The 26,052-nt window shown below is 48.4% G+C and carries 32 protein-coding genes and 1 tRNA gene; 14 read left to right on the forward strand and 19 right to left on the reverse strand.

Annotated elements, in window-relative coordinates; genetic code table 11:
- The 9 genes from WHS43_00790 to WHS43_00830 form a co-directional block, all read right to left on the reverse strand.
- The gene (locus tag WHS43_00790; GenBank protein ID MEJ5338177.1) at positions 1 to 333 is read right to left on the reverse strand and encodes a DUF2149 domain-containing protein; all 333 of its coding nucleotides are present in this window, start codon (positions 331 to 333) and stop codon (positions 1 to 3) included.
- Complete coding sequence (locus WHS43_00795; protein MEJ5338178.1) at positions 330 to 764, reverse strand: MotA/TolQ/ExbB proton channel family protein; 435 nt, start codon at positions 762 to 764, stop codon at positions 330 to 332. The genes WHS43_00790 and WHS43_00795 overlap by 4 nt, the downstream gene beginning before the upstream one ends.
- Positions 764 to 1,570, reverse strand: a complete 807-nt coding sequence (locus WHS43_00800) for a TonB family protein (protein ID MEJ5338179.1) — start codon at positions 1,568 to 1,570, stop codon at positions 764 to 766. The genes WHS43_00795 and WHS43_00800 overlap by 1 nt, the downstream gene beginning before the upstream one ends.
- Positions 1,567 to 1,944, reverse strand: a complete 378-nt coding sequence (locus WHS43_00805) for a biopolymer transporter ExbD (protein ID MEJ5338180.1) — start codon at positions 1,942 to 1,944, stop codon at positions 1,567 to 1,569. Before WHS43_00805 ends, WHS43_00800 begins: the two co-directional genes overlap by 4 nt.
- Positions 1,925 to 2,344 carry a TonB-system energizer ExbB gene (gene exbB, locus WHS43_00810; protein ID MEJ5338181.1) on the reverse strand — a complete coding sequence of 140 codons (420 nt, stop codon included), beginning with the start codon at positions 2,342 to 2,344 and terminating at the stop codon, positions 1,925 to 1,927. The genes WHS43_00805 and exbB overlap by 20 nt, the downstream gene beginning before the upstream one ends.
- On the reverse strand, positions 2,344 to 4,287 hold the full coding sequence (locus tag WHS43_00815) for a TonB-dependent receptor (GenBank protein ID MEJ5338182.1): 1,944 nt from the start codon (positions 4,285 to 4,287) through the stop codon (positions 2,344 to 2,346). The genes exbB and WHS43_00815 overlap by 1 nt, the downstream gene beginning before the upstream one ends.
- A gap of 12 nt (positions 4,288 to 4,299) precedes the next feature.
- The gene (locus WHS43_00820; protein ID MEJ5338183.1) at positions 4,300 to 4,713 is read right to left on the reverse strand and encodes a DsrE family protein; all 414 of its coding nucleotides are present in this window, start codon (positions 4,711 to 4,713) and stop codon (positions 4,300 to 4,302) included.
- 66 nt (positions 4,714 to 4,779) lie between these two features.
- Positions 4,780 to 5,223, reverse strand: a complete 444-nt coding sequence (locus WHS43_00825) for a ferritin-like domain-containing protein (protein MEJ5338184.1) — start codon at positions 5,221 to 5,223, stop codon at positions 4,780 to 4,782.
- 154 nt (positions 5,224 to 5,377) lie between these two features.
- Positions 5,378 to 5,677 (reverse strand): DUF2325 domain-containing protein, encoded by a 300-nt coding sequence (locus WHS43_00830; protein ID MEJ5338185.1) that lies wholly within the window; start codon positions 5,675 to 5,677, stop codon positions 5,378 to 5,380.
- Between the two features lie 90 nt (positions 5,678 to 5,767).
- On the opposite strand from WHS43_00830, the gene WHS43_00835 reads away from it, so the two are divergent.
- The 11 genes from WHS43_00835 to WHS43_00885 all read left to right on the forward strand — a co-directional run bounded on the left by WHS43_00835 (position 5,768) and on the right by WHS43_00885 (position 12,765).
- Positions 5,768 to 6,178, forward strand: a complete 411-nt coding sequence (locus WHS43_00835; protein ID MEJ5338186.1) for an NUDIX hydrolase — start codon at positions 5,768 to 5,770, stop codon at positions 6,176 to 6,178.
- A gap of 41 nt (positions 6,179 to 6,219) precedes the next feature.
- A complete protein-coding gene (locus WHS43_00840) occupies positions 6,220 to 6,534 on the forward strand; it encodes a hypothetical protein (protein MEJ5338187.1) in 315 nt (104 codons plus the stop codon).
- A 2-nt stretch (positions 6,535 to 6,536) separates the two neighbouring features.
- Positions 6,537 to 7,337, forward strand: coding sequence for a 3-methyl-2-oxobutanoate hydroxymethyltransferase (panB, locus tag WHS43_00845; protein MEJ5338188.1), 801 nt, complete (start codon positions 6,537 to 6,539; stop codon positions 7,335 to 7,337).
- Positions 7,330 to 9,030, forward strand: coding sequence for a GspE/PulE family protein (locus WHS43_00850; GenBank protein MEJ5338189.1), 1,701 nt, complete (start codon positions 7,330 to 7,332; stop codon positions 9,028 to 9,030). Before panB ends, WHS43_00850 begins: the two co-directional genes overlap by 8 nt.
- Positions 9,031 to 9,057: 27 nt before the next feature.
- A complete protein-coding gene (locus tag WHS43_00855; GenBank protein MEJ5338190.1) occupies positions 9,058 to 9,306 on the forward strand; it encodes a sulfurtransferase TusA family protein in 249 nt (82 codons plus the stop codon).
- Positions 9,303 to 9,605, forward strand: a complete 303-nt coding sequence (locus WHS43_00860; GenBank protein MEJ5338191.1) for a DsrE family protein — start codon at positions 9,303 to 9,305, stop codon at positions 9,603 to 9,605. Before WHS43_00855 ends, WHS43_00860 begins: the two co-directional genes overlap by 4 nt.
- 1 nt (position 9,606) lies before the next feature.
- On the forward strand, positions 9,607 to 9,948 hold the full coding sequence (locus tag WHS43_00865) for a DsrE family protein (protein MEJ5338192.1): 342 nt from the start codon (positions 9,607 to 9,609) through the stop codon (positions 9,946 to 9,948).
- Entirely contained in the window at positions 9,942 to 10,181 is a 240-nt protein-coding gene (locus tag WHS43_00870) for a sulfurtransferase TusB (GenBank protein ID MEJ5338193.1), read from the forward strand. The genes WHS43_00865 and WHS43_00870 overlap by 7 nt, the downstream gene beginning before the upstream one ends.
- A complete protein-coding gene (locus WHS43_00875; GenBank protein MEJ5338194.1) occupies positions 10,181 to 10,675 on the forward strand; it encodes a 6-carboxytetrahydropterin synthase in 495 nt (164 codons plus the stop codon). The genes WHS43_00870 and WHS43_00875 overlap by 1 nt, the downstream gene beginning before the upstream one ends.
- Positions 10,672 to 12,681 (forward strand): primosomal protein N', encoded by a 2,010-nt coding sequence (locus WHS43_00880; protein MEJ5338195.1) that lies wholly within the window; start codon positions 10,672 to 10,674, stop codon positions 12,679 to 12,681. The genes WHS43_00875 and WHS43_00880 overlap by 4 nt, the downstream gene beginning before the upstream one ends.
- A gap of 12 nt (positions 12,682 to 12,693) precedes the next feature.
- Positions 12,694 to 12,765: transfer RNA gene (locus tag WHS43_00885), tRNA-Ala, on the forward strand.
- 1 nt (position 12,766) lies between these two features.
- Here the strand turns inward: WHS43_00885 and dprA are convergent.
- Together dprA and moaC are read right to left on the reverse strand one after the other, a co-directional pair.
- On the reverse strand, positions 12,767 to 13,777 hold the full coding sequence (gene dprA / locus WHS43_00890; protein ID MEJ5338196.1) for a DNA-processing protein DprA: 1,011 nt from the start codon (positions 13,775 to 13,777) through the stop codon (positions 12,767 to 12,769).
- Positions 13,761 to 14,525, reverse strand: coding sequence for a cyclic pyranopterin monophosphate synthase MoaC (gene moaC / locus WHS43_00895; protein MEJ5338197.1), 765 nt, complete (start codon positions 14,523 to 14,525; stop codon positions 13,761 to 13,763). The genes dprA and moaC overlap by 17 nt, the downstream gene beginning before the upstream one ends.
- A gap of 39 nt (positions 14,526 to 14,564) precedes the next feature.
- On the opposite strand from moaC, the gene WHS43_00900 reads away from it, so the two are divergent.
- Positions 14,565 to 15,059: a DUF29 domain-containing protein gene (locus tag WHS43_00900; protein ID MEJ5338198.1), complete on the forward strand. Its 495-nt coding sequence runs from the start codon at positions 14,565 to 14,567 to the stop codon at positions 15,057 to 15,059.
- A 128-nt stretch (positions 15,060 to 15,187) separates the two neighbouring features.
- Positions 15,188 to 16,321 carry a hypothetical protein gene (locus WHS43_00905; GenBank protein MEJ5338199.1) on the forward strand — a complete coding sequence of 378 codons (1,134 nt, stop codon included), beginning with the start codon at positions 15,188 to 15,190 and terminating at the stop codon, positions 16,319 to 16,321.
- Between the two features lie 122 nt (positions 16,322 to 16,443).
- On the opposite strand, the gene WHS43_00910 is transcribed toward WHS43_00905, so the two are convergent.
- From WHS43_00910 to flhA, 8 genes are read right to left on the reverse strand one after another with little or no spacing between them, the layout of a single operon-like run.
- Complete coding sequence (locus tag WHS43_00910) at positions 16,444 to 17,712, reverse strand: ComEC/Rec2 family competence protein (GenBank protein MEJ5338200.1); 1,269 nt, start codon at positions 17,710 to 17,712, stop codon at positions 16,444 to 16,446.
- Positions 17,654 to 18,307 carry a class I SAM-dependent methyltransferase gene (locus WHS43_00915; GenBank protein MEJ5338201.1) on the reverse strand — a complete coding sequence of 218 codons (654 nt, stop codon included), beginning with the start codon at positions 18,305 to 18,307 and terminating at the stop codon, positions 17,654 to 17,656. The genes WHS43_00910 and WHS43_00915 overlap by 59 nt, the downstream gene beginning before the upstream one ends.
- Positions 18,297 to 18,974, reverse strand: coding sequence for a hypothetical protein (locus WHS43_00920; GenBank protein MEJ5338202.1), 678 nt, complete (start codon positions 18,972 to 18,974; stop codon positions 18,297 to 18,299). The genes WHS43_00915 and WHS43_00920 overlap by 11 nt, the downstream gene beginning before the upstream one ends.
- Positions 18,975 to 19,004: 30 nt before the next feature.
- Positions 19,005 to 19,622: a polyphenol oxidase family protein gene (locus WHS43_00925; protein ID MEJ5338203.1), complete on the reverse strand. Its 618-nt coding sequence runs from the start codon at positions 19,620 to 19,622 to the stop codon at positions 19,005 to 19,007.
- The gene (gene proC / locus WHS43_00930; protein ID MEJ5338204.1) at positions 19,583 to 20,350 is read right to left on the reverse strand and encodes a pyrroline-5-carboxylate reductase; all 768 of its coding nucleotides are present in this window, start codon (positions 20,348 to 20,350) and stop codon (positions 19,583 to 19,585) included. The genes WHS43_00925 and proC overlap by 40 nt, the downstream gene beginning before the upstream one ends.
- Before the next feature lie 2 nt (positions 20,351 to 20,352).
- Positions 20,353 to 21,180 (reverse strand): MinD/ParA family protein, encoded by an 828-nt coding sequence (locus WHS43_00935; GenBank protein MEJ5338205.1) that lies wholly within the window; start codon positions 21,178 to 21,180, stop codon positions 20,353 to 20,355.
- The gene (locus WHS43_00940) at positions 21,180 to 22,286 is read right to left on the reverse strand and encodes a flagellar biosynthesis protein FlhF (protein ID MEJ5338206.1); all 1,107 of its coding nucleotides are present in this window, start codon (positions 22,284 to 22,286) and stop codon (positions 21,180 to 21,182) included. Before WHS43_00940 ends, WHS43_00935 begins: the two co-directional genes overlap by 1 nt.
- Entirely contained in the window at positions 22,276 to 24,315 is a 2,040-nt protein-coding gene (gene flhA, locus WHS43_00945; GenBank protein MEJ5338207.1) for a flagellar biosynthesis protein FlhA, read from the reverse strand. The genes WHS43_00940 and flhA overlap by 11 nt, the downstream gene beginning before the upstream one ends.
- A 20-nt stretch (positions 24,316 to 24,335) precedes the next feature.
- Here flhA and WHS43_00950 point away from each other — a divergent pair, with 20 nt between their 5' ends.
- Complete coding sequence (locus tag WHS43_00950) at positions 24,336 to 26,048, forward strand: proline--tRNA ligase (GenBank protein MEJ5338208.1); 1,713 nt, start codon at positions 24,336 to 24,338, stop codon at positions 26,046 to 26,048.
- Positions 26,049 to 26,052 lie beyond the last annotated feature (4 nt).

The following is a 26,052-nucleotide window of genomic DNA, read 5'->3' on the forward strand; positions in this document are numbered from 1 at the left end:
CTACTCCTCCGGCACGTAAACCAGCGTTCCATCGGGCAGGCGGTAAGTGGCACCCACTCTTACACCCCTTCCTTCTCCTATCTGCTGGCTCTTTACATACCTCTCCAGCTTCTGCCCTTTCTTTATGACCAGCTCCATGTTTTCCCTGCCGGGGTTTTTCACAAGCACATAATCTTCCTTTGTGAAGGGGTTGAAGGGACTGTTTACCAGCACCAGAAGAAGGGCGATAACGACCGCCAGAAAGGCGTCTATCATGTTTACCACCGAGAGCATGGGGTCTGTTTCTTCCTCAAGCCTCTCCAGTTCCTGAAGAAGGATATCTTTGAGGTTCATCTCTTCTCCTCCAGTCTCTTTATGTCCTCTAAAAGCCAGCGTCTTCGCACTGTGGAGGTGTAGTAGGTTATGCTGGCAGATATAAGAGAGAGGCTCACTGCCCCAAAGGCAAAAGAGAGCTTCCTGCCAAGCTCCTGCGTGTTGCCCTCCGCAAGGGCAAGAAGGGCCGGTCCAAGAGGTATAAGTGTTCCCACAAGCCCCAGAAGAGGGGCAATCCTTGAGACAAGCCTTGAAGGCTCCATAGCCTTCAGTCCTCTCAGGTAGAGCTCCTCTGGGGGGAGTTGTGTTGGATGATTTTTCCCCATTGCTCTCTTTATGGCCCTTGCAGTAAAGAGCCCAAGGTCAAAGAGCGAATACAGAAACATGAGCCCTATCGATGCGTAAACAGGGTATTGAAAAAGCATTACAACCTGATAGAAAACCTTCTCCATCAGTTATCCTCCTTGAGAGAAAACTGCACGGGCAAAAGCAGGTTAACTTTTCTTTCTGCAACCGGAAAGTTTCTGTGTGCCTTCTGGACTGCTCTAATTACCGCCTCGTCCAGAACTCGGTAGCCAGAGCTCTCCCTTAACTCAAGCCCGCATAGATTCCTGCCTTCAAGGCATATAAGCACCACCACCCTCCCCTCCCATCCCCTTAGCCTTGCCAGAGGTGGATACTCAAGATGGCTTTTCACAACAGACCTCACCACTCCAAAGTTCTGCCTGTGATAGAGCAGGTTGTAGTCTCCCTCTCCCACCCTCCCTGAACCCGATGGCTCGGCTCCTACCTCAGCTCCACCGCTCCCCACCTTACCATGGGCAACTGCACCCACCTGCGTCTCCTGTCTAGTGCTCTTATGGCCTTCTTCAGAGCTGGCGGATTTCTGTGGGGTCTTCTCATGGGCTTCTGCAGGTGTTGACTGCTCCTTTGCTTCAGCCTTGCTGAGGAGTTCCTCGGATGTGGGTGTTTTTTGAAGTTTTTCTTCTACCTGCTGTTGAAAACTATCGGCTTTAGCCGGTGTGTGTCCGCCTGTATCTCCCTTCGCCTTCTGACTTTGCCCTCTATGGGTTATGTTTCTTACCTCCTCGCCCAGGTTGTCATATTCAGGATGTTTAATATTGGGTGGAGTGTAATAAAGCTCCAGCTCTACCTGAGTTATCTGTGACGCGTCAAACCTCAGCATGAAGAAGATGAGGACAAAAGCAAGGCTGTTAAAGAAAAGGGAAAGTTGCAGAGCCCTTGTATCCAACCTCATGTCCTTCTCACCTGCAGGGAAACCCTCTGAAAGTTCATGCCCTTTAGAAGGTCAAGAAGGCTCACAAGAGACTGCACGGAAGCATCCCTGTCCGCCCCCACCACTATGTGCGTGTTCCTGTCGTAGTTTGAGAGCCTGTTCAGGAGAGTTTCTTTACTTATCCTTTCCCCCTTCCAGTATAAGTTTCCGTGCCTGTCCACATAGAGCTCAACGGGGCTCTCCACTGACCGCTTTTGATGCTCTGCAGAGGGCAGGTTCACAGGCAAAGACCCCACCGCCACAAAGCTGGCACCTATGAGGGCAATGGTCAAAAGCACCAGCATCACATCCACCAGAGGAATCACATTCATGTAGTCAATCTCCCTTTCTTGCATGCTTTTCCTCCCACTCGTAAAGCAGTTCCCTTGCCCTTCTTACAAGGTAGTTGTATAAAACCGTTGCCGGCACTGCCACCAGAAGCCCCAGCGCAGTGGCTTTCAGAGCCAGAGCAAGCCCCGTCATTATCTTGAGCGTGTCTCCCATACCCTCCTTTCCCATTATGTAGAAGGTTTGCATGATGCCCAGCACCGTGCCCATAAGCCCCACATAAGGAGCGTTGGATGCTACCGACGCAAGCACATAAAGACCCCTTGTAAGCTCTTTTTCCAGCCTTGCCCTTGTAGAAAAGTCTGACAGGTTTATCCTTTTGTAGAAAAAGAGCCTCTCAAAAAACACATACAGCCCCACAAGGCTCATAAGCCCCATAATACCCATAAACACATACTCCAGCCACATCAGAATGTACCCCTCAGGCCCGCATAGTAGAAACTTCCCAGTATGGGGAGGTCTCTGTCCTTTTTATTCCCCAGGTTATCCACACCACCATAAAGCTCAAGACCCTTCCAGAGCTTCTGGCTTGCAGACAGGTGCAGCAGGGTAAAGTCCTTCTCCTGAGTGGGCGTCCAGAGCAGGTCAGAGGTATGCTCAACGGCGAGGGATATGCGTGTTTTTTCTAATGGCCTGACGCTTACCTCTCCTACAAGCCTGTGTCTTGGTCTCTGAAGAAGCCTCTTGTCCTCTTCTTCATCTCTTGCCTCCAGGTAGGTATAGGACAACCTTCCGCCGAGCCAGTTTAAAGGAGCAAAAAAGCCCGAAAGCTCCACTCCCTTGAATTCAGCCTTTCCTACGTTCCTGTAAGTAAAGACCTGAGCGTTAGGCGGCGGAGATGGCACGTTCAGGGTTAATGGAGGGCAACCGGGTGTGTTTACAAGGCAAGTTTCTATGAGGTCCTTGGCCCTTGTGTAGAAGAGGTTTACCTTTAATGTTGCCTGTCTGCCAAAGTCCTTTTCCAGCCCAAGGTCTACACCATCGGTTTTCTCGCTCTTGAGGTTAGGGTTTCCTACAACCACATAACCCGGCTGGCTAAAGTATATAAAAAGGTCTCTGGGTGTGGGAGACTTAAAGCCGTGGGCATAGTTGGCTTTTAGCCTCAGGTCTGGAAGAAGGCTGTAGGTCAGTCCAACCCTTGGTGATAGGTCACTCTCAAACTTGTCGCTGTCGTCGTATCTAAGTCCAGCTACTAGGAAAAGCCTGTCGGATATAAACCATTCATCCTGCACATAGAGGGCATAGTAGTCTATATCTACCTTATACTTTGCCTGAGTTATGCCTTCCCTTGTTACCGTTCCCTTAAAGGAGCCCGACCTTATCCTGGTGGTTTCAAAGCTCTCTCTCCTGCCCTCACCACCCACCGTAAACCTGTGCCTTTCAAAAAGGTCCTTTGAAAGATAACCCTCTATCACATAGGTTCTTCTGTCCGCTATGTCAAACTGCAGAAGCCTGTTGTTATCTTCCCTCCTCTGCTCAAAATCCTTGTCATAGATAGAGGCATAACCCCTCAAAAAGAGCCTCCAGTCCCGTCGGTTGAGGTCAAGCCCCAGAGAAAGGTTCTGCCTTTTGTTATCGTTTATTGACCTTCTGTAGTGCGTGGTATGAAAGGTTGTGGTTATGTCCCTGTGCGTAAGGTAGTCGTAGTCAAACCTTAGCTTACTCTTTGCGCTCTTGTCAAGGTAGTAAAAGGCGCTTATACCAAAGCTCTTGAGGTCTCTGTCATCTGCAAGGGTTGTCCTGTTAGGAAGCCTGTAGGGTTCTGCCTGCGTAAGCCTTCCAAAAACTCCAAGGTTGAAGTTTCCAAACCTTCCCGTATAGGCATAAAAAGACAGGTTTTTCTCCTCCGGATTTCCGCCGGAGGAATACATGCCATACTTGGTGGAAAAGCTAAACTCTGGTTTTAGCGGTTCTCTAGTTATTATGTTTATCACACCACCCAGGGCATCCGTTCCGTAGAGAACACTCGCCGGACCCTTTACTATCTCCACCCTCTCAACCCTGTCCAGGGTAATCCTGTCTATTTCAAAGTCCCTGTCTACTTCACCGGTAAGCCTTCTACCATCTATCAAAACCAACACCTTGTCTGCGTCAAAACCCCTTATACTCAAAAAGCTCCTTCCCCTTGACCTGAGAGTAAATAGACTGCTGTCAAAGAGAAAAAGGTCTCTGAGGTTTTCTCTAACGCTGAACCTATGCAAGTCCTCTCTTTTGAGGGACTCTACTGGCTGGGGTGCCTGCTTCTTCTCAAGCTCCTGCCTTGTGGCGGATATGACAACATCCTCAAGTCTTTCCTCCTGGGCAAAGGTGGCAGTGCTCAGCACTGCAAGCAGTAAAAGTTTTCTCTTCATGTTCCTACCTCCTCACCATACCATGACCTTTGTCCTTGTATCCGCAAGCTCTGGAAAGATTACCTGAGGGTTTGCCCATTCAATACCCTCTCTAAGGCTTTTTACCCCCAGTTTTCCACCCCAGTAAGGGCACACATAGACCCTTCCACCCAACCGGACAATCTCAGAAAGCGTTTTTTCGTAAGGGACCTTACCTTTGTATTCCCTCTGGGCAAGCCTTACCGATGGACCCTCAAGCACTATGAAAACCTCATGACCTGAGCTGAGCAAGGACTTCGCCATGGTAAAGGCTGTCTCCGTCCTGTGATGGTTTTCCTCTGAAACAAACATTAAAACCTTCAGCCTTGGCAAACCCTCTGGTAGTCCTGTCTCATGGGAAAAAGAAACAAGTATGTAAAAAAGCATAAAAAACAAATACTTACTCATAAGACACCTCCTTTAAAAAGCGGGAGGCAAGGCAGAAAAGACCTCCCATGAGCAAGAGCCTGCATGTCAGTGATAGGCTTCAATCTGACCGGGCTTTCTGAGCATTTTGTTGACCTCGTCGTAATGCTCCAGCTCCTCTTTGAGCTTGTCTCTGACCCACTCCTCAAGCCTGTGGTCCTTGTCCTTTACCAGCTCCAAGAGGGACCTATACTCCTCAAAAGCTCTCAGTTCATGTTCAAGAGACTCTTTGAGAATCTCTTCAATCTCATGCCTGTAAGTCTCAAGAAGAGGACCAATACCCAGAGAGGGATGTCCGCCCAGGTAAGTGATTAGCTCCCCAGCTTCCCTAGCATGCTGTAGGGAGTCTTCCGCCTGCTTCTGAAGCCATTTGACTATAGGTATGCGGTTTACCCCGTAGACCATCAGGGCGTAGTGGGTGTATCGCACCACCCCCGCCAGCTCCAGCTCAAGGATGCGGTTGAGCTTCTCAAGGACTGCCTGTTTGTCCATATCTATACCTCCTAAAGTAATGTGGACAAAACAAGGAGTAGAAAAACCAGGTCAAAGGCTATAAGCCAGCCAAGTTCAGACCAGCCCATGTTCCCCATGGCTCACCTCATATGCAGATTGAGATTTTGTATCAACTATTATAATGGTATTAAAATCAAGTGTCAAGATGATTTTTCTCATGTTCCAGAAGCCTTCTGATTTCTTTCTCTAAGGCACACACTCCATGTGAATGGCAGAATATGCACCTCTCTCCTGCGTAGTCCTTTGCCAGCCTCACCATGTTATGCCCCACTATGCCAGTAAAGACTATGACCCAGTCCGCACACGCCAGAGCACTGTCAATGTTCTGTTGGGTTTCTTGGTTGATGAACTTAATCCTGACCCCATACCGTTTTGAGAGCTCCTTTACTCTGGACTTTAGCCTGTCGTGTCCTCCAAGCACAAGAAGCCTCATGACGCACCTCCTTTATTGATATTAGATATCAATTCTAACATAATCTTTCGGCGTATGCAATATGAGAAAACTCAGGTTAGAATTCTCTGCATGAAAGGAATAAAAACCCCATACCTTGCGGTGGATGCAATCCTGAGGCTCTGGGAAGGTGAGAAGTTCATGGGTATTGTTCTGATAGAAAGGCTCTACCCGCCTCATGGTCTCGCCCTTCCTGGAGGCTTTGTGGAGGTGGGAGAAAGAGTTGAAGAGGCTGTTCTGAGGGAGGTAAAAGAGGAGACAGGACTTGAGGCAAGCATAAAGAAGCTTCTTGGCGTATATTCTGACCCCGAGAGGGACCCGAGATTTCATGTGGTCTCTCTGGTTTTTGTATGCGATGCAGAAGGTGAGCCGAAAGCTGGGGACGATGCAAAGAAAGTGAGAGTTTACAAGCTTGAGGAACTGCCCTTTGACCTGTTGGTCTTTGACCACAAGAGGATACTGTTGGATTATATGAAAGGTTAATGTGCTAAAATTTATAAAACACTTACCCTCGGAGGAGTTTTATGACCAAGGAGTTTGAGATAGGTATAAACCTGCTTAAAAGGGTTCAGAAGGAGCTGGAGGAGCTTTCTCAGGCTCAGGACAGGCTTGAAGCAAGAAGGATAGTTAACACAATAGTTAACCCTGTCACCGCTTCAGCATACCAGATTAGAGTGGGTGAGGGCCCCTACAGGGAGGAGCTCCTTGAAAGCCTTCTCAAGCTTGTTAAAGATATGAGGGAATTATCCGATATGAATGGTATGAAGGAAACCATAAAGAGGTTGCTCCAGCTGGTGAGAGAGGTGGAAGAAGCGACAGCGGAAAAGAAAGAAGGCTAAAAATGGAAGGTATAACGGTAAGGAGCCTTTTTAAGAAAAAACAGGATGGTAAAAAGATAGTTATGGTATCCACCTACGACTACATTTCTGCAAGACTCTGCGAACAGGCTGGTATAGACTGCATACTGGTTGGCGATTCTCTGGGTATGGTTTTTCAGGGACATGAAACCACACTGCCTGTGACCCTTGAAGATATCATATATCACACAAAAGCAGTGAGGAGGGGAACAAAGAAGGCTTTTGTAATAGCGGACATGCCCTTTATGAGCTATCAGGTAAGCCTTGAAGAAGCTATAAAAAACTGCGGAAGAGTTATAAAAGAAACTGGTGCAAACGCCGTGAAAATTGAGGGGGGTGAAGAGGTAGCAGAGCTGGTTTACAGGCTTGTCCACATGGGCATACCCGTGGTGGGGCACGTTGGCTTTACCCCTCAGAGTGTGCATGCCCTTGGCGGCTACAGGGTTGTGGGTAAAGCAGAGGAGGAGGCACAGAGAGTTAAAAGAGATTTTAGAGCGCTTGAAGAAGCCGGAGCCTTTATGGTGGTGCTTGAAAGCATACCCAAGGGACTTACGAAGGAGATAACAGAGAAATCAAGAGCTATAACCATCGGTATAGGTGCAGGACCTTACTGTGATGGGCAGGTCCTCGTTTTCCATGACCTTGTGGGCTTGGTGGAGGAAATAAAGCCAAAGTTTGTAAAGAGGTATCTGGAGGGTGCACAGCTCTTCAGAGAAGCTCTCATAAGGTTCAGGAAGGAAGTGGAAGAGGTGCTTTTCCCTTCCGAGGAGGAGAGCTATGGATGAGGCAAAACTCCTTGAACTCCTGGTAAAACTTGGATACATAAGTAGAGATAAGGCGATAGAGGCTCAGAAAGAGAAGGGGAAGGATGAGGATATAATAAGCACACTCTTGAGACTTGGTTTCATTGATGATGTCCGGCTTATAGATTTTTATCAGAAATACATGCCCCAGAGACTCTGGAGGGGAAGCATTGAAGGCGCAGAGTTTCCCGAAGGATTAAAGGAAAAACTGCCGGAGAGCTTACTGAGAAAGCATGCCATAGCACCCATAAAGTATGAGGATGGGAAGCTTTACGTTCTGACGATAAATCCCTTTAATCAAACCGCCATAAACGAGCTCAGGTTCAAGACAAAAATAAACACCATAGTGCCCTTTGTTTCCACAAAAAAGTCCATAGAAGACCTCCTGAACAAGCTTTATCCTGCTGTGGACAGGATTGTGGAAAGCTTTGACATGGGGGAGGAAGTAGAGATAGAGGAGGAGGAAATGGAGCTCTCTCCTGAGGCACTGGCTGCAGAGGCGGGTGAGGGGCCCATAGTCAGGCTGGCGAACTTTCTGATAGCGGAGGCTGTGAACCTGGGAGCTTCAGACATACACATAGAACCCCAGGAGAAAAAGCTCGTGGTAAGATACAGGGTTGACGGTGTTCTGAGAATATACCATGAGTTCCCTATAAGGATAAAAGACTCAGTGGTGGCAAGGTTCAAGATTATGTCAAACCTTGATATAGCAGAAAAGAGAAGGCCTCAGGACGGAAGGATAAGAACGAGATTTAAGGGTAAAAAGATAGACCTGAGATTTTCCACCGTGCCCACAGTTTATGGAGAGAAGGTCGTCATGAGAATTCAGGAAGCAGAAAGGTACCTGAGCGTAAAACTTGATGAGCTTGGCTTTGAACCAGATGACCTTGAAAAGTTCAGAAAAGCCATATGGACCCCATGGGGAATGATACTGGTAACAGGACCTACAGGCTCTGGTAAGACAACAACACTTTATGCAGCACTTATGGAGCGCAATAGCCCTGATGTGAACATAATGACAGTGGAGGACCCTGTGGAGGTTTCCATACCGGGTCTAAACCAGGTTCAGGTGAATGAGAAGATAGGTGTCAGTTTTGCCGGCGTGCTGAGGGCCTTTCTCAGACAGGACCCGGACATAATACTAATAGGTGAGATAAGGGATATGGAAACTGCAGAAATCGGTATAAGGGCTGCTCTTACTGGACATCTTGTTTTCTCAACCCTTCATACAAACGATGCCCCCTCCGCAGTGACAAGGCTCGTAGATATGGGCATAGAGCCCTTCCTTGTAGGCTCTTCACTTATCCTTATAACTGCCCAGAGGCTTGTAAGAAAACTGTGTCCAAGGTGCAGGCTCGTTGACGACACGCCAAGGGAGGCACTTCTCAGACTTGGGGTTATAAAGAGTATTGACGAAAACATAACCATATACAGGTCTAATCCAAAGGGCTGTGATTACTGCAATGGCTCTGGTTACAGGGGGAGGACCGCAGTGCATGAGATTTTAGAGGTAGACGAAGAGATGAGAAAGCTCATCGTAAAGGGAGCCACTGCAGAAGATATAAGAGACCTTGCACGCAAGAAGGGTATGAGAACCCTTTATGAAGCCGGTCTGATAAAGGTCAGAAAAGGCATAACATCCATCGCAGAAGTGGAAAGGGTTCTTGCAAAATAGGCAGAAAGTTTTATAATTAAAAATTCCATGAAGACTGAGTCCATCAGGCATGACAGGGAACTGGATATAAGGGGAGATGTCTGTCCCTTTACCTTTGTGAAAAGCAAGCTGGTTCTTGAGCAGATGGAAGCGGGTCAGGTGCTCAGAGTAATAGTGGACTACAAGCCCTCGGCGGAGAGCGTCCCCAAAAGCATGAAAGAGGAAGGTCAGGAAGTGCTGGGAGTAAACCAGATTTCAGAGAACACCTGGGAGATATTCATAAAAAAGACACGATGAAATTCCTCCTTATCGTTACCAGCAATCCCTTCGCAAAGGACTACAACACTATCATAAATCTCACAAAAGAGCTGACAAAGAGGGGTGAGGTTGCCATATTCTTTTCTGGCAACGGTGCCTATTACACTATAAGACCTGAAACCAAAGAACTCAAAGAAATGGGAGTCCGGCTTCTATACTGTGCCCATTCTGCACACCAGAGGGGTATAGAGAAGGCTCTTGATTTTTTTGAAAGCAGTTCAACCTACAACCTTTCCAGGTTCATAGGTGAATACGATAAGGTGATAAACTTTAACTGAAATGAAAGTAGCCTTAGTGATAAAGGGAGACCCCTTTTCTTGGAAGTGTCATGAAGCTTTTAGAATAGCCATGGCTCTGGGTATAAGCTGTGATGTAAACCTTATAATGATAAAGGACGGTGTGTTCGCCCTGAGCAGGTGGTATCCGGAAGAGTTGGGCATTCAGGGTTTTGACAGGCTTCTGGAAAACATGGGCTACGTGAGGGTGAAACTATACGCAGAGGACGCCTCTCTTGAGGAGAGAGGGCTAAAGCCAGAGGACCTTATCTGCAAGGTTGAGGTAAAAAGCATAGAAGAGCTAAGGGACATAATCGCAGACTCGGAGGCGGTGCTGGTATGGTAAAGACCCTGTGGCTTGTAAGAAAGCTTGGAGACTTCAGCTCTGACCTTGTGGGGGAGGAAGATGTGGTCATATTAATACAGGACGGCGTTTTGAGGTTTCCTACAAAGAAGGGCTGGTATGCGTGCAGAGAGGATGCGCAGGCGAGGGGCATAAAAATCCCTGAAAACCTTACAAAAAGCTATGAAGAAATAGCGGAGCTAATAGTAAAATCTGAAAGGGTGGTGGTCTGGTAATGAAATGGCAGATATCAAAAACCTTCAGGTTTGAAGCAGGCCACAGGGTATGGAAGCAGAACCTCACCTGTGGAAGAGGTGCAGAGCTCACCCTTGGCAAAGAGGTGCCGGTGAACAAGTGCGTAAACCTGCACGGACACAGCTATGTGCTTGAAGTAACCCTTGGCTCAGACAGGCTTTCGGAGCAGGACATGGTTATGGACTTCTACCACGTAAAGAACGCCCTCAAAGACCTTATAGATACAGTAGACCACAGCTTCATCATAGACAGGAACGACCCCATGTATGAAGAGCTGAGGACTGTAGCTGAGAAATACGGAGCGATGAAGATATTCCCCGTCAACTTCTGCCCCACTGCAGAGGCTCTTGCTAAATTTTTCTACGACTACCTTGTGGAAAAGCTCTCAGAGGTTGGTCTTCTGGGTGACGTGAAGGTGGTGAAGGTGGTCCTCTGGGAGACCGCCACCTCAAAAGCAGAATACTGGGGTGAATGAATTTAAAACTTGCCCTGCCAGGCGGAAGGATACTTAGAGTAAAAGCCAACTTTCCCTATGAAGGTAGCCCCATAGGCTACAGGGTTCTCCTTCAGGGGAAGACTGCCATCATTGTGGGCTTAGCCAGGGAAGGGCAGGAAGTGCCCCTTGAGTTTCCCGACAGTGTTCCGATGACCACAGAAAAGCACATAAAGGCAGTGGTAGAAACTGCAGGTCATTATGGTCTTAACCCATGGCTCCTTCTGCATAAACTTCTACCATCAGCCCTTGACTGGAGGGAAGAAGAGTATGTGGTTCTCTCCGAAAAGCCTCACAGGTTCCTTGATAGAAAAAGTCTTGAAATCCTTGCATGGGTGGGTAAAAGGAAGAAGGTAAAGGAAGAAAATCTCAGAAAGCGGTTCGGGGATGGTCCCGTAAGGCATTTGATGGAACTTGGTTTTTTGATAAAAATGAGGGAGTGGAAGGCTCCAGAGCTCAGTGAGAAAATCTACAGACTTTCTCTTCCCATTGAGGAAGCCATACAGAGGCTCAGGGCGCTGAAGAGAGGAGAGGATGCAATCAGGCTACTCTATTTTTTGCTTGAAAGAGGGTATGCAAGCGAGGAGGATTTGAAGGACAAGGGATTCAAAACCGGGCAAATCAGGGCTCTAATTAAAAAAGGCCTGGTGGTGGAAGTGGATGAAGAACTTCCTCAGATAAGCTTTAAACCCACAAAACTCAGACAGGAGATAAAAACTATACTGAAACCACTGGGAAGAAAGACTTTACTGATGGGTAGCTGGCAGGGCATAAGTGAAAGACTTTTTGAGGAGCTTCAGGCTATTGCAGAAAAAAAGAGCTCTGTTCTCCTTTTCTGCGACCATCTTGAGATGCTGAAATGTCTCTACGAGGAGCTGTATCCAGTCTTGGGAGACAGGCTTGTTCTGCTTAGCTCACTGCAGAAGGAGAGGGAATTTGTAAGAAACTGGTTCAGAGTTGGCGAAGAGGATGGTCTTGTGGTGCTTGGAAGCAGGCTTGCTCTTCTCTCCCCAATAAGGAATCTGAAGCTCCTTGTTCTTCTTGGAGATAGGGCTTCAAAGCTACAGGACGGGACTAATCTGAGACACCTTCTCTTTGAACTTGCTCGCTACTATGGCGCAGGTTTCTGCATTGCAAGCCCTCTTCCACCTGTAAGCCTGTGTCTTAGAGAGGGCTGGGAGAGGGAGGTTTTCACTCCCACTGCGGAAGTGCTCGTGGTAAAGAGAAAGCCTGAGGAGGTTCTGGCTACAGACACTGTAAGGCTTCTGAAAGATTGTGCTGGTGAAGAGAGTCTTATCCTTGTAAATAAGGTGGGCTATGCCTACGCCTATTGCAGGGTGTGTGGTTACGTGCTGGAGTGCCCGCAGTGCGGAAGCTTTTTAACTCTGAGCAAGGATGGTAATGTGGTTTTCTGCAACTCCTGCGGATACAGAAGCGTTGCCCTCTGTCCCGAATGTGGTGGGAATCTCTCTGAGCTAGGCTTTGGAATAGAAAAGGCCATGGAGGAGGTAGACAGATGGATTGGGAAATCAGGGCACATGCACTTCAACACCCTTCCAGAGCTGGGCAAAATTTACGACAACGTGTTTATACTGCATGCGGACAACATACTCTCCGTCCCATGGTATGACTCCACGGAGCAGTATTTTTCCTATGTCTGGAAGGCTCTCTGTATAAGCAGGAAAAGGCTTGTGGTGCAGACGGTCATGGAATACAACCCACTTTTAGAGTATCTCAGGGCAAGGGACTGGGAGGGCTTTTGCAAAGAGGAGCTCCACAGAAGAAAAGAAGAAAACCTTCCGCCCTTCAGCAGGCTCATAAAACTTCAGCTCAGCAGAGAGCCAGACCTGAGCCATCTTCCAGTGGAAGTGAGCAGAAAAAAACTCCAGAAGGTGACGGAGCTTCTCATAAAGGTCGACAGCAGAAACTTCAGCTCCCTTCTTAAGTATCTGAGGTCTCTCAGACCCACAAACCTTCAGGTGTTATAATTTTAGCTCTGAGGGGACGTAGCTCAGTGGGAGAGCGCCTGCATCGCAAGCAGGAGGTCGGGGGTTCAACTCCCCTCGTCTCCATTTACAAGGCAATGTAGTAAGAACCGCTACGGCTAACTCTGCCCTCCATCTCAAGCTGGAGGAGCCTGAGGGTGAGCTCGGAAGCCTCCATGCCCGTGGCTTCAATGAGGTCGTCAAAGGTCTTTGGAGTCGTCAGCAGTTCAAGGAGGGGGTCTTTCTTCAGGTCTGATGTGGGCAGGTTATCAAAGAGAGCCTCGGCGCTGTATAGTATCTTTGCCTTCCCTTCGTTTACGAGCTTCACACAGCCGAGCCATCTCTGGCTGGATGCATTGCCTATGTATGCCCAGAGGGGCTTTTTCTGCCTGAGGGCATACTCTGCGGTTATAAGGGCTCCGCTCCTTTCGCTAGCCTCTACCACCACTACCGATGCGGAGATACCGCTTATGAGCCTGTTTCTCCTCGGGAAGGTATAATCCTCAGGGACTACCTCTGGGAGAAACTCGGAGAGGAAGAGGACACCTTCCTGCAGTCTGTGTAGGTAGGAGGGCATTCTGAGTATACCCATTCCCAGTATACATACAGTAAAGCCTGAGTATTTCTGGCTTTCAACATGGGCGGTCATGTCTATGCCGTATGCTCCGCCAGAGGCTACCGCATAACCCTTCTGTGCTATCTGACGCACCATATGTCTTGTAAAGTTAATGCTCTGAAGGTCTGGCTTTCTTGTTCCAACCACAGCGATAAGGGGCTTTTTATTCTGTGTGCCCCTCCAGAAGAGGACGGGAGGCGGGTCTTCAATCTCTCTGAGAAGCACAGGATACTCCTCATCCTCAAGGGTAAGCCATCCTATAGCCTCCCTTTCCACCAGTTTTATCACCTCTTCAGGTCTGAAGGAAAGCCTCTTCTCAATAAGAGCTTTTGCCCTCTCTTCGCCTATAAGAGAGCTTGCCTCTTCAAGGCTCATGGAGAGTATCCTCTCCACACTACCAGCCCTGAGCCAGAGCCTTTTTATGGACACCTCCCCGAGCCCCCTTATAGCCTTGAGCAAAAGCCAGTTATAGAGCTTCTCCATCCACCCAGTTCCCGATTAGACTTCCAAAGTTTTCAAAGAAGGACTGGACTATATCCATCTCTTCCTGAATCTCCACGCAGGGCTTTCCCTCAAAAAGCCCCACCCTCACACCCCTCCTGAGCCTGTGGGGGAAAAGGGAAAAGAGCTTCTGGTTTAAGACGGCAGATACACCCCAGACTTCAGAAAACTCAAGGGGCAGGGTGCTTATGGTAAGCTGAAAGTCTTCTTCCGAGATTTCTGCACCCAGTGCTGATAGCTTGCCCTCAATAAGCTCCTTCATACCACATTCAGAAAGAACCCTGACCCTTATACCCTCAAGATTCCTGCCCCACTGGGACTTTCCACCCTCCTTTGAGATTAGCCTTATCTCCTCAATGGTCATGCTGTCGTCCATGCCCTTACACATGTCGTATACGGTCAGAAGAGCAACGCTCACGGCGGTAAGAGCCTCCATCTCATATCCCGTCCTGCCCACGCCCTTCACATAGGAAAAGACTTCCAGACAGTCTTCTTCAACCCTTACGTCCACCTCCACATGCTCAAAGCTCAGAGGATGACAGAAGGGGAGAAGCTCCGGAGTTTTCTTGGCACCCATTATGCCGGCAAGCCTGCAAGCAGAGAGCACATCCCCCTTTGGCACTCTACCCTCTTTTATAGCCTTAACCGTCTCCGGTTTTAGTCTTATTCTTCCATAAGCACTGGCAGTCCTGAGGGTCTCGGGCTTACCACTTACATCCACCGTTTTCATAAGAAAAACTATAAACCAGATGGGTCTATATTTATACTCATGAGGACAATAAGCAAAGAAAAGCTAAAGGAACTTTACGAAAGAGACTATCCCCTTTGGGCGGAGATAAACCATGAGCTGTTGAAAGAGGGGCTCTACGACCTTGTGGACTGGGAGAACCTGCTGGAGGAAATAGAGGATATGGCTCAAAAGCATTTAGATAGTTGTATAAGCCATCTGGCTGTTATTCTGGAGCATATGTATGAGTGGGACCACTTCAGACAATGGACAAAAGCTGGCAAAGAAAAGGGTGGGCTCAGCTGGATAAGGAGCATAGACAGAGCCAGAACTGAAATATCCAAGCTGTTTAGAAGATATCCGAGCCTCAGGAATAAGTTACCGGATTATCTGGAGCTTGCATGGCAGGATGCGGTGGATGAGCTAAAGCTGTGGCTAAAGGATATAAGTAAAGAAAGCCTTATTTCCCAGCTTCCTTCCAGGTGCCCATATACCTACGAAGAAGCCATGACAAGAGACCTCAGGAGGGAGCTTTGAAATATTGCAAAATTTCAGACCGCTATTTAAAAGCCCTTTGCAAAAGTGCAAAAGTTAAAAAGGGCTTGACAAAGGCTTTCTTATCTGCTATCATATAGCCATCAAAACCTTTAAAGGAGGGTACCAACATGAGGAAGAGCCTACTTGCGGTAGCAGCCCTTATGGGTGCGGGAATAATTCTGCCTCAAAAGGCAGAAGCAGTTGCCTTTAAGGTAGCCGAAGACGTAAGCGGAAATATGGGCTTTAAGGCTCAAATCTGGGGACAGTATCTGGGTGAGAGGACCAGCGGAAATAAGAGCGCTCTTGACTTCAGCTTAAACAACGTAAGGTTCTATGCAAATGGAAGGGTAGGCAAGCACATGTACTTTTTCTCCAATATGGATTTTGCAGCTGCAAGTGCAAGAGCTACTGACGCTGCTATAGGTCTCAAGTTTATGGATGAACTCAATGTCCAGGCAGGTCTTTACAGAACACCCTTCTCAAGGGCAGCTCTTACAGACAGCTATACATTTCTTATACCTACAGGCTACTTTTACGGCGGTCTTGCAGTTGATGCTCCTCTGCAGGGTCCAACCAGATACAGGAACGCAGGTCTTACCGTATGGGGTGATATAGCTGATGCAATGGTTAAATACTATGTAGGTATATTTGATGGTCCTTACAACAATAGCACAGGCAATCCTGGCAAGGATAATCTCATGTACTCTATAAGGCTTCAATTCACACCTACTATGCTTGGGTTCAAGGGTGAGAAGGGCTATGGTCTAAGGGATACATATCTTGGTAGACAAAACGTGCTATCCTTTGGTGTTGGCTACGCAACTCAGAAGTGTGGAAATACAAGTGCTGGAGCATGTAATACAGGAGCTGGTGCCCTGTCCTTTACAACAAAGGCATGGACAGTTGATGCAAAGCACGAACAAAAGTTTGGAACTCTCATAGCCAACTGGGAAGCTGCCTATTTTGATGTAAAGGATATAAACACTGCAAAAGATGACAGGAAGGGCTTTTATCTCCAAGTGGGTGGTATATATGACCAGGTTGTGGGTATAGGAAAACCTGGACTTGCTCTCAAGTATGACTACTCAGAGGATAAGCCAACTACTGGTGCAAAGACAAAGTTCAAGAGATTCGGTGGAGCCGTTAACTACTTCCTCAAAGGTCAGGATGCTCTCATACAGCTTGCAGTGGACAGCGTTGACAGACCAGCAGGTCAGAAAGACTACACCAATGTAACTCTCGCCTTCCAGGTTCAGTTCTAAAAAGCCTCTGACCTTTCTCAGCCCCGCCCTGTGCGGGGCTTTTTTGTTTTTATACGCCTGTATGGGACAGAATAAAAAACCTGAGGGGTTCCGCACATCTGAAAGTGAAGAGAAACTCTCTATTATGGAAAAGGTGCCTGAGTATCTGAAGTCTGAAACTTCGTGGAAAGCATGTAGAGGACAGAGGCGCCTGCAGTGGCAAGCAGGAAAGCGCTTTTCACAGACAGCTCAAGTCCAAACTGAAAGTCAAAAGCAGAGAGTAGGCTAACTACCTTAAGGATTAGCTTTCCTATGAGCTCAAGGGGGAAGGTAGGAAGGCTGAAAAAGGTAAGAAGCTCAAGGACTCCGTAGGCGGTGAAGGGCAGGAAGAGGTATCCCACCACTGGGCTAAAGAGCACGCTTCCAAGGCTTGTATGGGTAAAGGACAGCAGAAGGGGAGAAACTCCCATAAAGGCAAAGAAAGAAACCGCAAAGGGCAGGACTAAATGCCGGTAAGTCTGCGAGCCTTCTGCTGGCAGGAGCCTGAGACCGAGAACTATGTATAGAGTGGCAAAAAAGGAGAGCCAGAAGGAAAAGGAATGGGAAAACTCGGGCTCAAACAGGAGCAGAAGAGAGCCGGAAAAAAGAAGTATACCCAGAGAGTTGGGTCTTCCTTCGTAGATTCTGACCAGCACCCAGAGAAGGAGCATAAGCCATGCCCTGAGAACGGGAGGCTCTGCAGGGACAAGAAAAAGCACATACAGGCTCACTCCGGCTATGCCGAGTAGCATGCCGTAGGGATAGGGCAAGAGGTATTTCAGGGTCAGAAAGACCATTCCCACATGAAAGCCAGATATGACAAGGAGATGAACAAGGCCGGTCTTTAGAAAGTAATACTGAAGGTCCTGAGGCAGTGTGTCCCTTGCCTCACCAAAAAGGTAGGTGAGCACCAGAGCCCTCACCTGTGGGTCTTCTATTTCCCTTTCCGCCTTCTTTATAAACCTGTCTCTTACCGCCGGCTGGAGAAAATACACTTCCTCTATGTCTCTGTAGCTTCCAGATATGTGTATGTAGTCGCCCTCTGCCCTGACTCTAGCGTAGAGCAGAAAGGTCTTTGAGGGGATGTCTAGGCTACCGTAGAGGGTCAAATACGCCTCCCTTCCCCTTAGGTCGTGGAGCTCTCCCTCAAGCACCTTCACCTTCAGCCTGAGCCTCTCCGGGAGTGCCACTGGCACGCTCACAGCCTTTATTAGAAGATGTCCCTCCTCCTCAAACCACAGGTATCTCCGATCCTCCTGAACCCTCCAGAGGGCTACGAAAAGAACTACAAGGAAAAGAGCTATCTGAAGAAGCTCACCTCTTTCTGGCAAGGAGAAGGTAAACAAGCCCGAAAAGCCTTCTCTGGACTTCAACCACCTCAAAGCCTCCCTCCTCAAGCTCTTTTTCCACCTCCTCAACTCTCAGAGAGTTTTCAAGAGAGTGTATAAAAAAGTCCCACTTTTCCCTTCCAAAGAGCACAAGCCCGAGTGGCTTTAGAGGATATTTCATCACAAGGATAAGAAGCGGAGTGAGAGAGAACCTGTTTATGTCAAGAAGTGCAAGCTGTCCCCCCTCCTTCAGCACCCTCTTTGCCTCCTGCAGGAAGGCTTTTCTGCTGAGCAGATGTCTGTAGACAAGAGACAGGGTCATAGAGCCAAAGACTTCATTTCTGTAGGGCATGTTCTCCGCATCACCCACCACGAACCTGCATGCTCTGCACTTTGTTTTTGCAACCTTTAGCATTTCCAATGAAAGGTCCATGCCCACCCTGAGCCCTCTGTTCTGAGACTTGAGGAGCACCTCACCCGTGCCCGTGCCCACATCAAGCCTGTGTCCCTCAGGGGAAAGCATACTAAGAAGCTCTCTCTGCCACTGGTCAATCCTTTTGAATGTAATCAGGTTCAGAAAAAAGTCGTATTTTCTGCTTACAGAGGAAAATACATCCTCAACCGTCTTCTTAGTTATCATATCCTGCCTGAACCACAAGCACCCTGGGATGCCTTTCCTGAAGCACCTCTGGAATGTTTACACCCACCACAGGGATGGTTTCCATATTGTAGACTTTTGAGATGACCTTAGCTCTTTTGAGGGCTCTTTCTGCATCCTTGTCCTCAAGGGTGTAAGAGACTTCCACCGCAAGCATGACGTCTCTACCATCTTCTATCTTTGCCCTTATGAGAACATAAAGGCTAATCGCGTCCTTTCTTTCTTCTTCGGTTATCAGCCCACCATCTACCGCATCCTCCAGCCTCTCAGACCACTCTTCCACAGGCACAGCTCTGACCCTCCTGAAATACCTTCCAAAGTATGCCGGTGCCCTTTCTCTTACCTTCCTTTCTAAGTTATCTCCCTCAAGGCTTACCACATCCACCTCCAGTTTGCTCACCTTATTTTTAAGTATAGCGACATCACGCTCAAGCCTCTTCTGACCTTCTTCCAGCCTTTCAACCCTTCTGGCAAGAGGTCTGAAACCCTCCTCCACAAACCTGTCAAACTTTTGAGGTAGCCTCAGAAGCTCGTAGGTGAGAATAAGGGAGGTGAGCTGATGAGCCCAGTCGGGGTTTTCTCTGAGTGCCTGCAGTATGTCGTAAAAATTCCTTATTATGTATTCTTTGTGCTTTTCTTCAACAGCCATAGCATAGAATATTCTATGCTTTTTCTGAGCTTACACAAGTAGTTCTACAAAGGTGAGTATTCTATCTCGGGTCTTGTCCCTTCTGTAAGATGGCAGGCTATCGTGGCATATGGTGCATACACCGTGCTGAAAAAACTTTCTTATACCCCCTCTTTTCAGCCTCAGGATGGCTTCTGACTGCGTATCCATGTAGTGCCCGCCGTTTCTGATTTGAAGACTTAAAAAGTATCCTTTAAACTCCTCACCCACCTCGTAGCAGCACGCCCTCGCAGAGGGACCTATAAAGGCAAGGTAGTTCTCAGGTGGCTCAAGCGGTCTCAACCTTTCAAGGACCTTCTCAATTATACCATCCCTCAGCCCTCTCCAGCCTGCGTGAACAACCGCCACCGCCTTTTTCCCTAAAAGGGCAACCGGCACGCAGTCCGCAGTCCTCACACCTATCTTAAGTCCCCTCCTCTGTGTTATGAGGGCATCCCCCTCAAGCCCCTGCACAAAATCCTCAACCAGAAAAACCTTTGAAGAGTGAACCTGTCTGAGCGTGACTACATCAGTGTCCTCCTCCCACCACTTGAGGACAACCCTTGCGGTGGGAGTCTGGAGTGAAAATATCAGAGCCTCTTTGCCTTTTCTGAGGTTCTGCGTATGCATTCCATTATTATGCCCTTAAAACCCCTTTCTTCAAGCACCTTTATGCCCTCTATGGTGGTCCCGCCGGGAGAGGCGACCTTTGTAAGCCACTCCTCCGGGTTGCCACCAAGCCTTTTGAGAAGTTCACAGGAGCCAAGCACCATGTCTATGGCCATGGACTTTGCCTTCTCGTAAGAAAAGCCCTCCATCACGCCCGCAAGGGCAAGGGCATGCACGAAGCTGAAGACAAAGGCCGGACCTGAGCCTGCAAGGGCCGTGAAAGCATCAAACAAACTTTCCTCAAGTTCGTAGAGATTTCCGCAGTGAGAAAAGAGCCTTATAAACTCTTCCTTTTCCTCTTCGCTTATCTCAGCACAAGCAAAGGCTATGGTTGCCTTACCCACAAGAGCGTTTATGTTGGGCATGAGCCTTATGAGCTTTTCCGCCCCGCTCAGCTCCTTTAGCCTCTCAAGGCTCAGACCAGCCACCACGCTTATGAGCATCTTCCCCTCAAGCCTACCGCTGAGCCTTTTCATAACACTCTCCACATCCTTTGGCTTTACAGCCAGCAGGAGCCACTGAGAACCTCTGAGAAGAAAGTCAAGGTCTGATGCCACGCCAAAACCCTCAGAGAGTGCCTCTGACCTTTTCTCTTCGCTTATGTCGTATACAAGAACCTCCGCATGTTCTCTCAAAGACCTTGCAAAGCTTTCCCCCATGTTTCCATATCCTATTATTCCAAGCGTCATTTCTATCTCCTGAGCTTTGATATCAATCTCTCCCAGAAGCTGGGAGCATAGGGCTTTATATCCAGAGGAAGTCCTGAAAGAGCCCTTGTGAGGTCCCTTGTGAGGTCCTCGTTAAATGGGTTCTGATTTACTATGTTCCTTATTATCTTCGGATTGTATCTTATACCACCCAGATATTTTGTCTCCGCAGAGGTAAACTTTTCACACACCACTCTTATGCTTTCGTAAACCTTGAGGCTCTCTTCATAGCTGCTTACCTTGTTTATAAGCACATAAAACTCTTTTACCCTCTCCTCCTGATTTAAAACCTTTATGAGCCCATAGGCATCTGCTATTGCTGTAGGTTCGGGTGTGGTCACTATTACAGGTATGTGGGAGGAGGAGACCAGGGCTGTTGTGTCTGAGTGTATGCCCGGAGGCGTGTCAAATATTACCCAGTCGTAGTTTCTCTCCGCATATTCCTGAAGTTTGAAAATGAGGTTTCTGAGCTGTGCAGGCGGCAGGTTTACCAGTTCTCTCACTCCGCTACCGCTGGATATGAAGGCAAGGTTTTCCTCTATGGGAACAACAACCTCTTCAAGAGGGGCTTCGCCCATAAAGAAATGGTATAGGTTCTTTGCTGGCGTTATCCCCAGCATTATGTGCACGTTGCTAAGTCCAAGGTCTCCATCCACTATGAGGACCTTTTTGCTGTTCCTCCCTATTATTCTTCCCATGTTTATGGTTATGAGGGTCTTGCCCACTCCTCCCTTTCCGCTTGCCACCGCTATGTATCCCGTTTTCTTTTCCTTTCCTTCCACGCTCATGAGATGAAGAGCCTGAGCCTCCATCAGTGCACCTCTAAGAATATCTTAGCCATGTAGTCGTAACTAGCCATCACCATGTCCTCAGGAACCCTCTGACCGGTCGTAAAACAGAGTATAGGCATCTGAGTTCTGTAGGCAACGTTTATGGCAGTGCCAAAGTAGCCAGTTTCATCCAGCTTGGTAAATATGAGACCTGACGGTTCCACCACGCTGAAGCTCTCTATTATCTCATACTGAACTCTCTCTTCCGTGTTTGCACTCAGAGTTATGTATGCCTTCAGAGCTGGCAGTTTTGCAAAAAAGGGCACAAGCTCCCTTATCTTTATTTCATTATATTGGCTTCTTCCGCCTGTATCTACAAGGACCACATCAAGGGAAGAGAGCTCTCCTATACACTCCCTGAGCCTGTAGGGCGTATCCGCAACCCTGAAGGGGAGTTCCATTATGTTGGCGTAGGTCTGGAGTTGCTGGACAGCGCCCACCCTGTAGCTGTCTATGGTTATAAGCCCCACACCCTTACCCCTTTGCCTGAGCATGTGCGCCAGTTTCGCTATGGTGGTTGTCTTGCCAACACCTGTGGGACCAAGAAGGACCACAACGCTGAAGCCCTCTTCGGGGAAGTTCTCCACAAGCCTTATGTTCTTGCTAAAAGCCTCCACAAGAGATTCCATGTTTTCACCCTTCAGGTCAAGCCTTTTGAGTTCAAAATCATACCCGCAGGCGGATTCCACTATCTTCTCTGCTATATCCCTTGAAACACCCCTGTTTATGAGTTTGTTCATCAGATATAGCGCCCTGATGGAATACTCTCCCTCAAGGTCGTCCCTTTTTACTTCCTCCTTCTCCGTTTTCTGCCTTTTGACAAGCTCCATAACTTCTCTGAGGTTCTCTTTGAGTCTGTTTATCTCCTGATATAGGGTCTCCTCCTTCTTTAGCTCTACAGAAAAGTCTTCTCTGTCTGGTATACCAACAGTTATCTCAAGCTTTGACCTTCGGGGAAAAGGTAGAAAGGGGAGGAGTTTCTGCTTTATCACCCTTGTGGAGAGTATTACCGCCTCTGAGCCATACAGAGCCCTAACTTCCTCCACCGCCTCCTGAAGAGAATCCACCACCAGTTTTTTAATCTTCATCTATAACACCTATGACCTTGAGGTTCAGCTGTCTGTCAAGTTCATTATAAGACAGCACGGTGAGGTTTGGCATGTAATTTTCAAGAACCTTTCTTACATGCCTCCTTATGGAGCTTGAGGTTATGAGAAGGGGCAGAGCCTGATACTGGGTGAACTTTGAGATTTCTCCTGAGAGCTTTGGATATACTGTGTTTATGAGAAGGTCAAGAAACTCGTCCTCCCTTCCCTCCTGCACAAAGGCGGTTAGCTTCGCCTCAATCTTTGGCGATATTATCATAGCATACAGGGTTCCGTTGGTGGAGTATAGCCTTGTAATTCTTTTGGCAAGTCTCTGACGGACATACTCGGTTAGAAGGTCCGGGTCTCTTGTCTGTTCTATGTAATCTGCAAAGGTCTCCAGTATAGTAAGGAGGTCGTTTATGGGAATGCCCTCCCTGAGAAGGTTCTGGAGCACTCTGTGTAGCACTGAGACTGGCACCACATCCGGCACAAGACCCTGAACTGCCTTTGGGTATTTCCTTGAAAGGTTCTCCACAAGCTCAAGCACCTCAGCCCTCCCCAGTATTTCGTGAAGGTTCCTCTTTATGGTCTCGCTTATGTGAGTTATCATGACGGTAGATATATCCACCACCATATAGCCCAGCTTCTGAGCTCTGTCTTTTAGCTCTTCCCTTATCCAGTAGGCTTTCAGCTTGAAGGAGGGGTCCTTTGTCTCTATGCCCTGAAGTGGCTCTCTTGCATTTCCTAGGTCTATGGCAAGCCAGTGCCCGGGGACTATCTCAAAGGAGTCCACCTCTATACCCCTTATGAGTATGCGATACTGGTGAGGTCTTAGCTTAAGGTTGTCCCTTATGTGAACGAGAGGTATGACCACCCCATACTCACTGGCAAGCTGTCTTCTTACGGTTTTTATCCTGTCGGGCACATCTCCACCCTGAGATTCATCCACGTAGGGTATTAGTCCATAGCCTATCTCAAGGGCTATGGTTTCCGGCTGGGTGGGTATCTCTTCTTCCCTTTTCTCCGCTGGAGGTTTTTTCTGCTCTTTAAGCATCTCCTCAAGTTTTCTCAGTTCCTCCTGTTTGAGGGCTCTGCTCAGGGCGTAATAGAGCCCTCCCAGCAAGCCTGCCATGAAGAAAAAGGGTAGCTTTGGAAAGCCTGGTATGAGACCTATAAACACAAGAAGTGCGGAGGAAAAGAGAAACACCCTCGGCTCTTTTGAAAACTCTTTGAAAAGTGCTTTCCCCAGCTCTTCCTTTGAAGAGGACTTGGTAACCACTATTCCTGCAGAGGTGGAGAGCATGAGGGCAGGTATCTGGCTGGCAAGCCCCTCACCCACAGTAAGCAGTGAATAAGTCTTTATGGCATCGGAAAAGCCCATCCCTTTGAAGACAAGCCCCACAAGGAGACCCCCCACAAGGCTCAGGAAGAGTATGATGAGTGCCGCTATGGCATCTCCCCTTATGAACTTACTGGCACCATCCATGGAACCAAAAAAGCTCGCCTCCTGCTCAAGTTGAGCCCTTCTCCTTCTGGCTTCTTCTTCGGTGATTAGCCCTGCGTTGAGGTCTGCGTCAATGCTCATCTGCTTTCCTGGCATGGCGTCAAGAGTAAAGCGCGCAGCCACCTCAGAGACCCTCTCCGCACCCCTTGTTATGACGATGAAGTTTATGACTATAAATATGAGGAAAACGATAAGCCCCACCACCACATCACCACCCACAACAAAGGTCCCAAAGCCTTCTATGATATGCCCGGCAGCTGATGTGCCTTCATGACCGTAGAGGAGTATTCTCCTTGCCGCCGCTATGTTGAGAGACAGCCTCAAAAGCGTCCCGAGGAGCAGTATACTGGGGAAGGCTGAAAGCTCAAGGGGTTCCTTTATAAATGTGGTAAGCACCAGCACCGTCATGGAAAAGGTTATGCTAAGGGCAAGAAGAAGGTCAAGGAGAAGGGCTGGAACGGGTAAGATTATGGCACCCAGTATGACCACAAAGGCCAGAATTACCCACCCTTCCCTCAGGTTCATGAAGTATAATTTTAAGCCCCATGCGCTGGAGCAAATACTTCTGGTATACATCAAAGGAAGAGCCTGCGGATGCAGAAGCCCCCTCTCACCGACTTCTTCTCAAAGCTGGCTTTATAAAACAGGTCTCTGCTGGCATATACGAGTTTACACCTCCGGGCGTGAGAGTCCTCAGGAAGATAGAAGACCTTGTCCGCAAGGAAATGGACAGGAGCGGAGCTCAGGAGGTGCTTCTGACGGTCCTTAACCCTTCAGAGCTCTGGAGAGAGACTGGCAGGTGGGAGCTATACGGCAGGGAGCTCTTTACTCTCAAAGACAGGAACGGCAGGGAATACTGCCTTGGACCAACCCATGAGGAGGAGATAACGGACCTTGTGAGGTCCTTTGTAAACTCTTACAGACAGCTTCCGGTGGTGCTCTACCAGATACAGGTCAAGTTCAGGGACGAAAAAAGACCACGCTTTGGTCTCATAAGGGGAAGGGAGTTTATCATGAAGGACGCCTACTCCTTTGACCCTGATGAGTTTTCTGCCATGATGTCCTACGAGAGCATGAAGTTTGCCTACGACAGGATATTTAAAAAGCTCAGGCTCAAAACTTTGCTGGTGGAGGCTAGCGTGGGAACCATTGGCGGTAAGAGCTCTCACGAGTTTGTGGCTCTTACACCCTACGGAGAGGCGAGGGTAGCCTATTGTGAGAGCTGTGGCTACGGAGCAAACGCAGAAATAGTCAAGCTTCCAAAGCCTCAGGAGGAGATAGAAGAGGAGCTTCCCCTCAGGGAGACGGAGACGCCGGGCACGGACAGCATAGAAAAGCTCTCTTCTTTCCTTGGAATTCCCGCAAAGAAAATAATAAAGGCAGTGCTCTATATGGTCAATGGCTCAGAGCCTGTAATGTTTCTCATAAGGGGGGACAGGAATGTGGATGAAAACAAGGTGGAGGCAGTGCTGGGCACGGAGAACTTCAGGCTTGCGGAAGACCACGAGGTCTGGGAGCTTCTCAAAACCAGAAAGGGCTTTATAGGACCCTTTAACCTTCCACCTCAGGTAAAAGTATATTGGGACAACTCCACCTACGGTCTGAAGAATGTGGTGATAGCCTTCAACAAGCCCGATTATCACTATGTGAACGCAAACCCCGGGAGGGACTTTCAGTATGGGGAGTTTGTGGATGTGTGTCAGGTAGAGGAGGCAGACCCATGTCCCAAGTGTGGCTCAGCCCTTAAGGTAAGTAGAGGGCTTGAGCTGGGGCACATATTTCTCCTTGGAACAAGATACTCTGAGCCCATGAGGGCATACTACACGGACCCTCAGGGTCAGGAAAAGCCCATCATCATGGGCTGCTATGGCATAGGTATATCAAGGTGTATATCGGCCCTCGTGGAGCAGTATAATGATGAAAAGGGCATAAAATGGCCCACCACAGTGGCACCCTTTGAGCTGGACATCATATGCGTAAACCCCTCAGACCCCCAGCAGAAGGAAGTGGCAGAAAGGCTCTACATGCTGGCAGAGGAGCACGGCATAGAGACAATATACGACGACAGGGACGAAAGCCCTGGCTTTAAGTTTGCAGATGCAGACCTGTGCGGTTTCCCCTACAGGCTTGTGGTGGGCAAAAAGGTAAAGGAAGGAAAAGTGGAGCTCCAGAGCAGACACACGGGCGAGCGGTGGGATGTGGAGATAGAGAAGGCTGTAGAGAGCGTAAAGGAGCTCGTGCAGAGGGACAAGATTTAAAGGC

Source organism: Aquificaceae bacterium (genome assembly GCA_037481935.1).
GTDB lineage: Bacteria > Aquificota > Aquificia > Aquificales > Aquificaceae > Pampinifervens.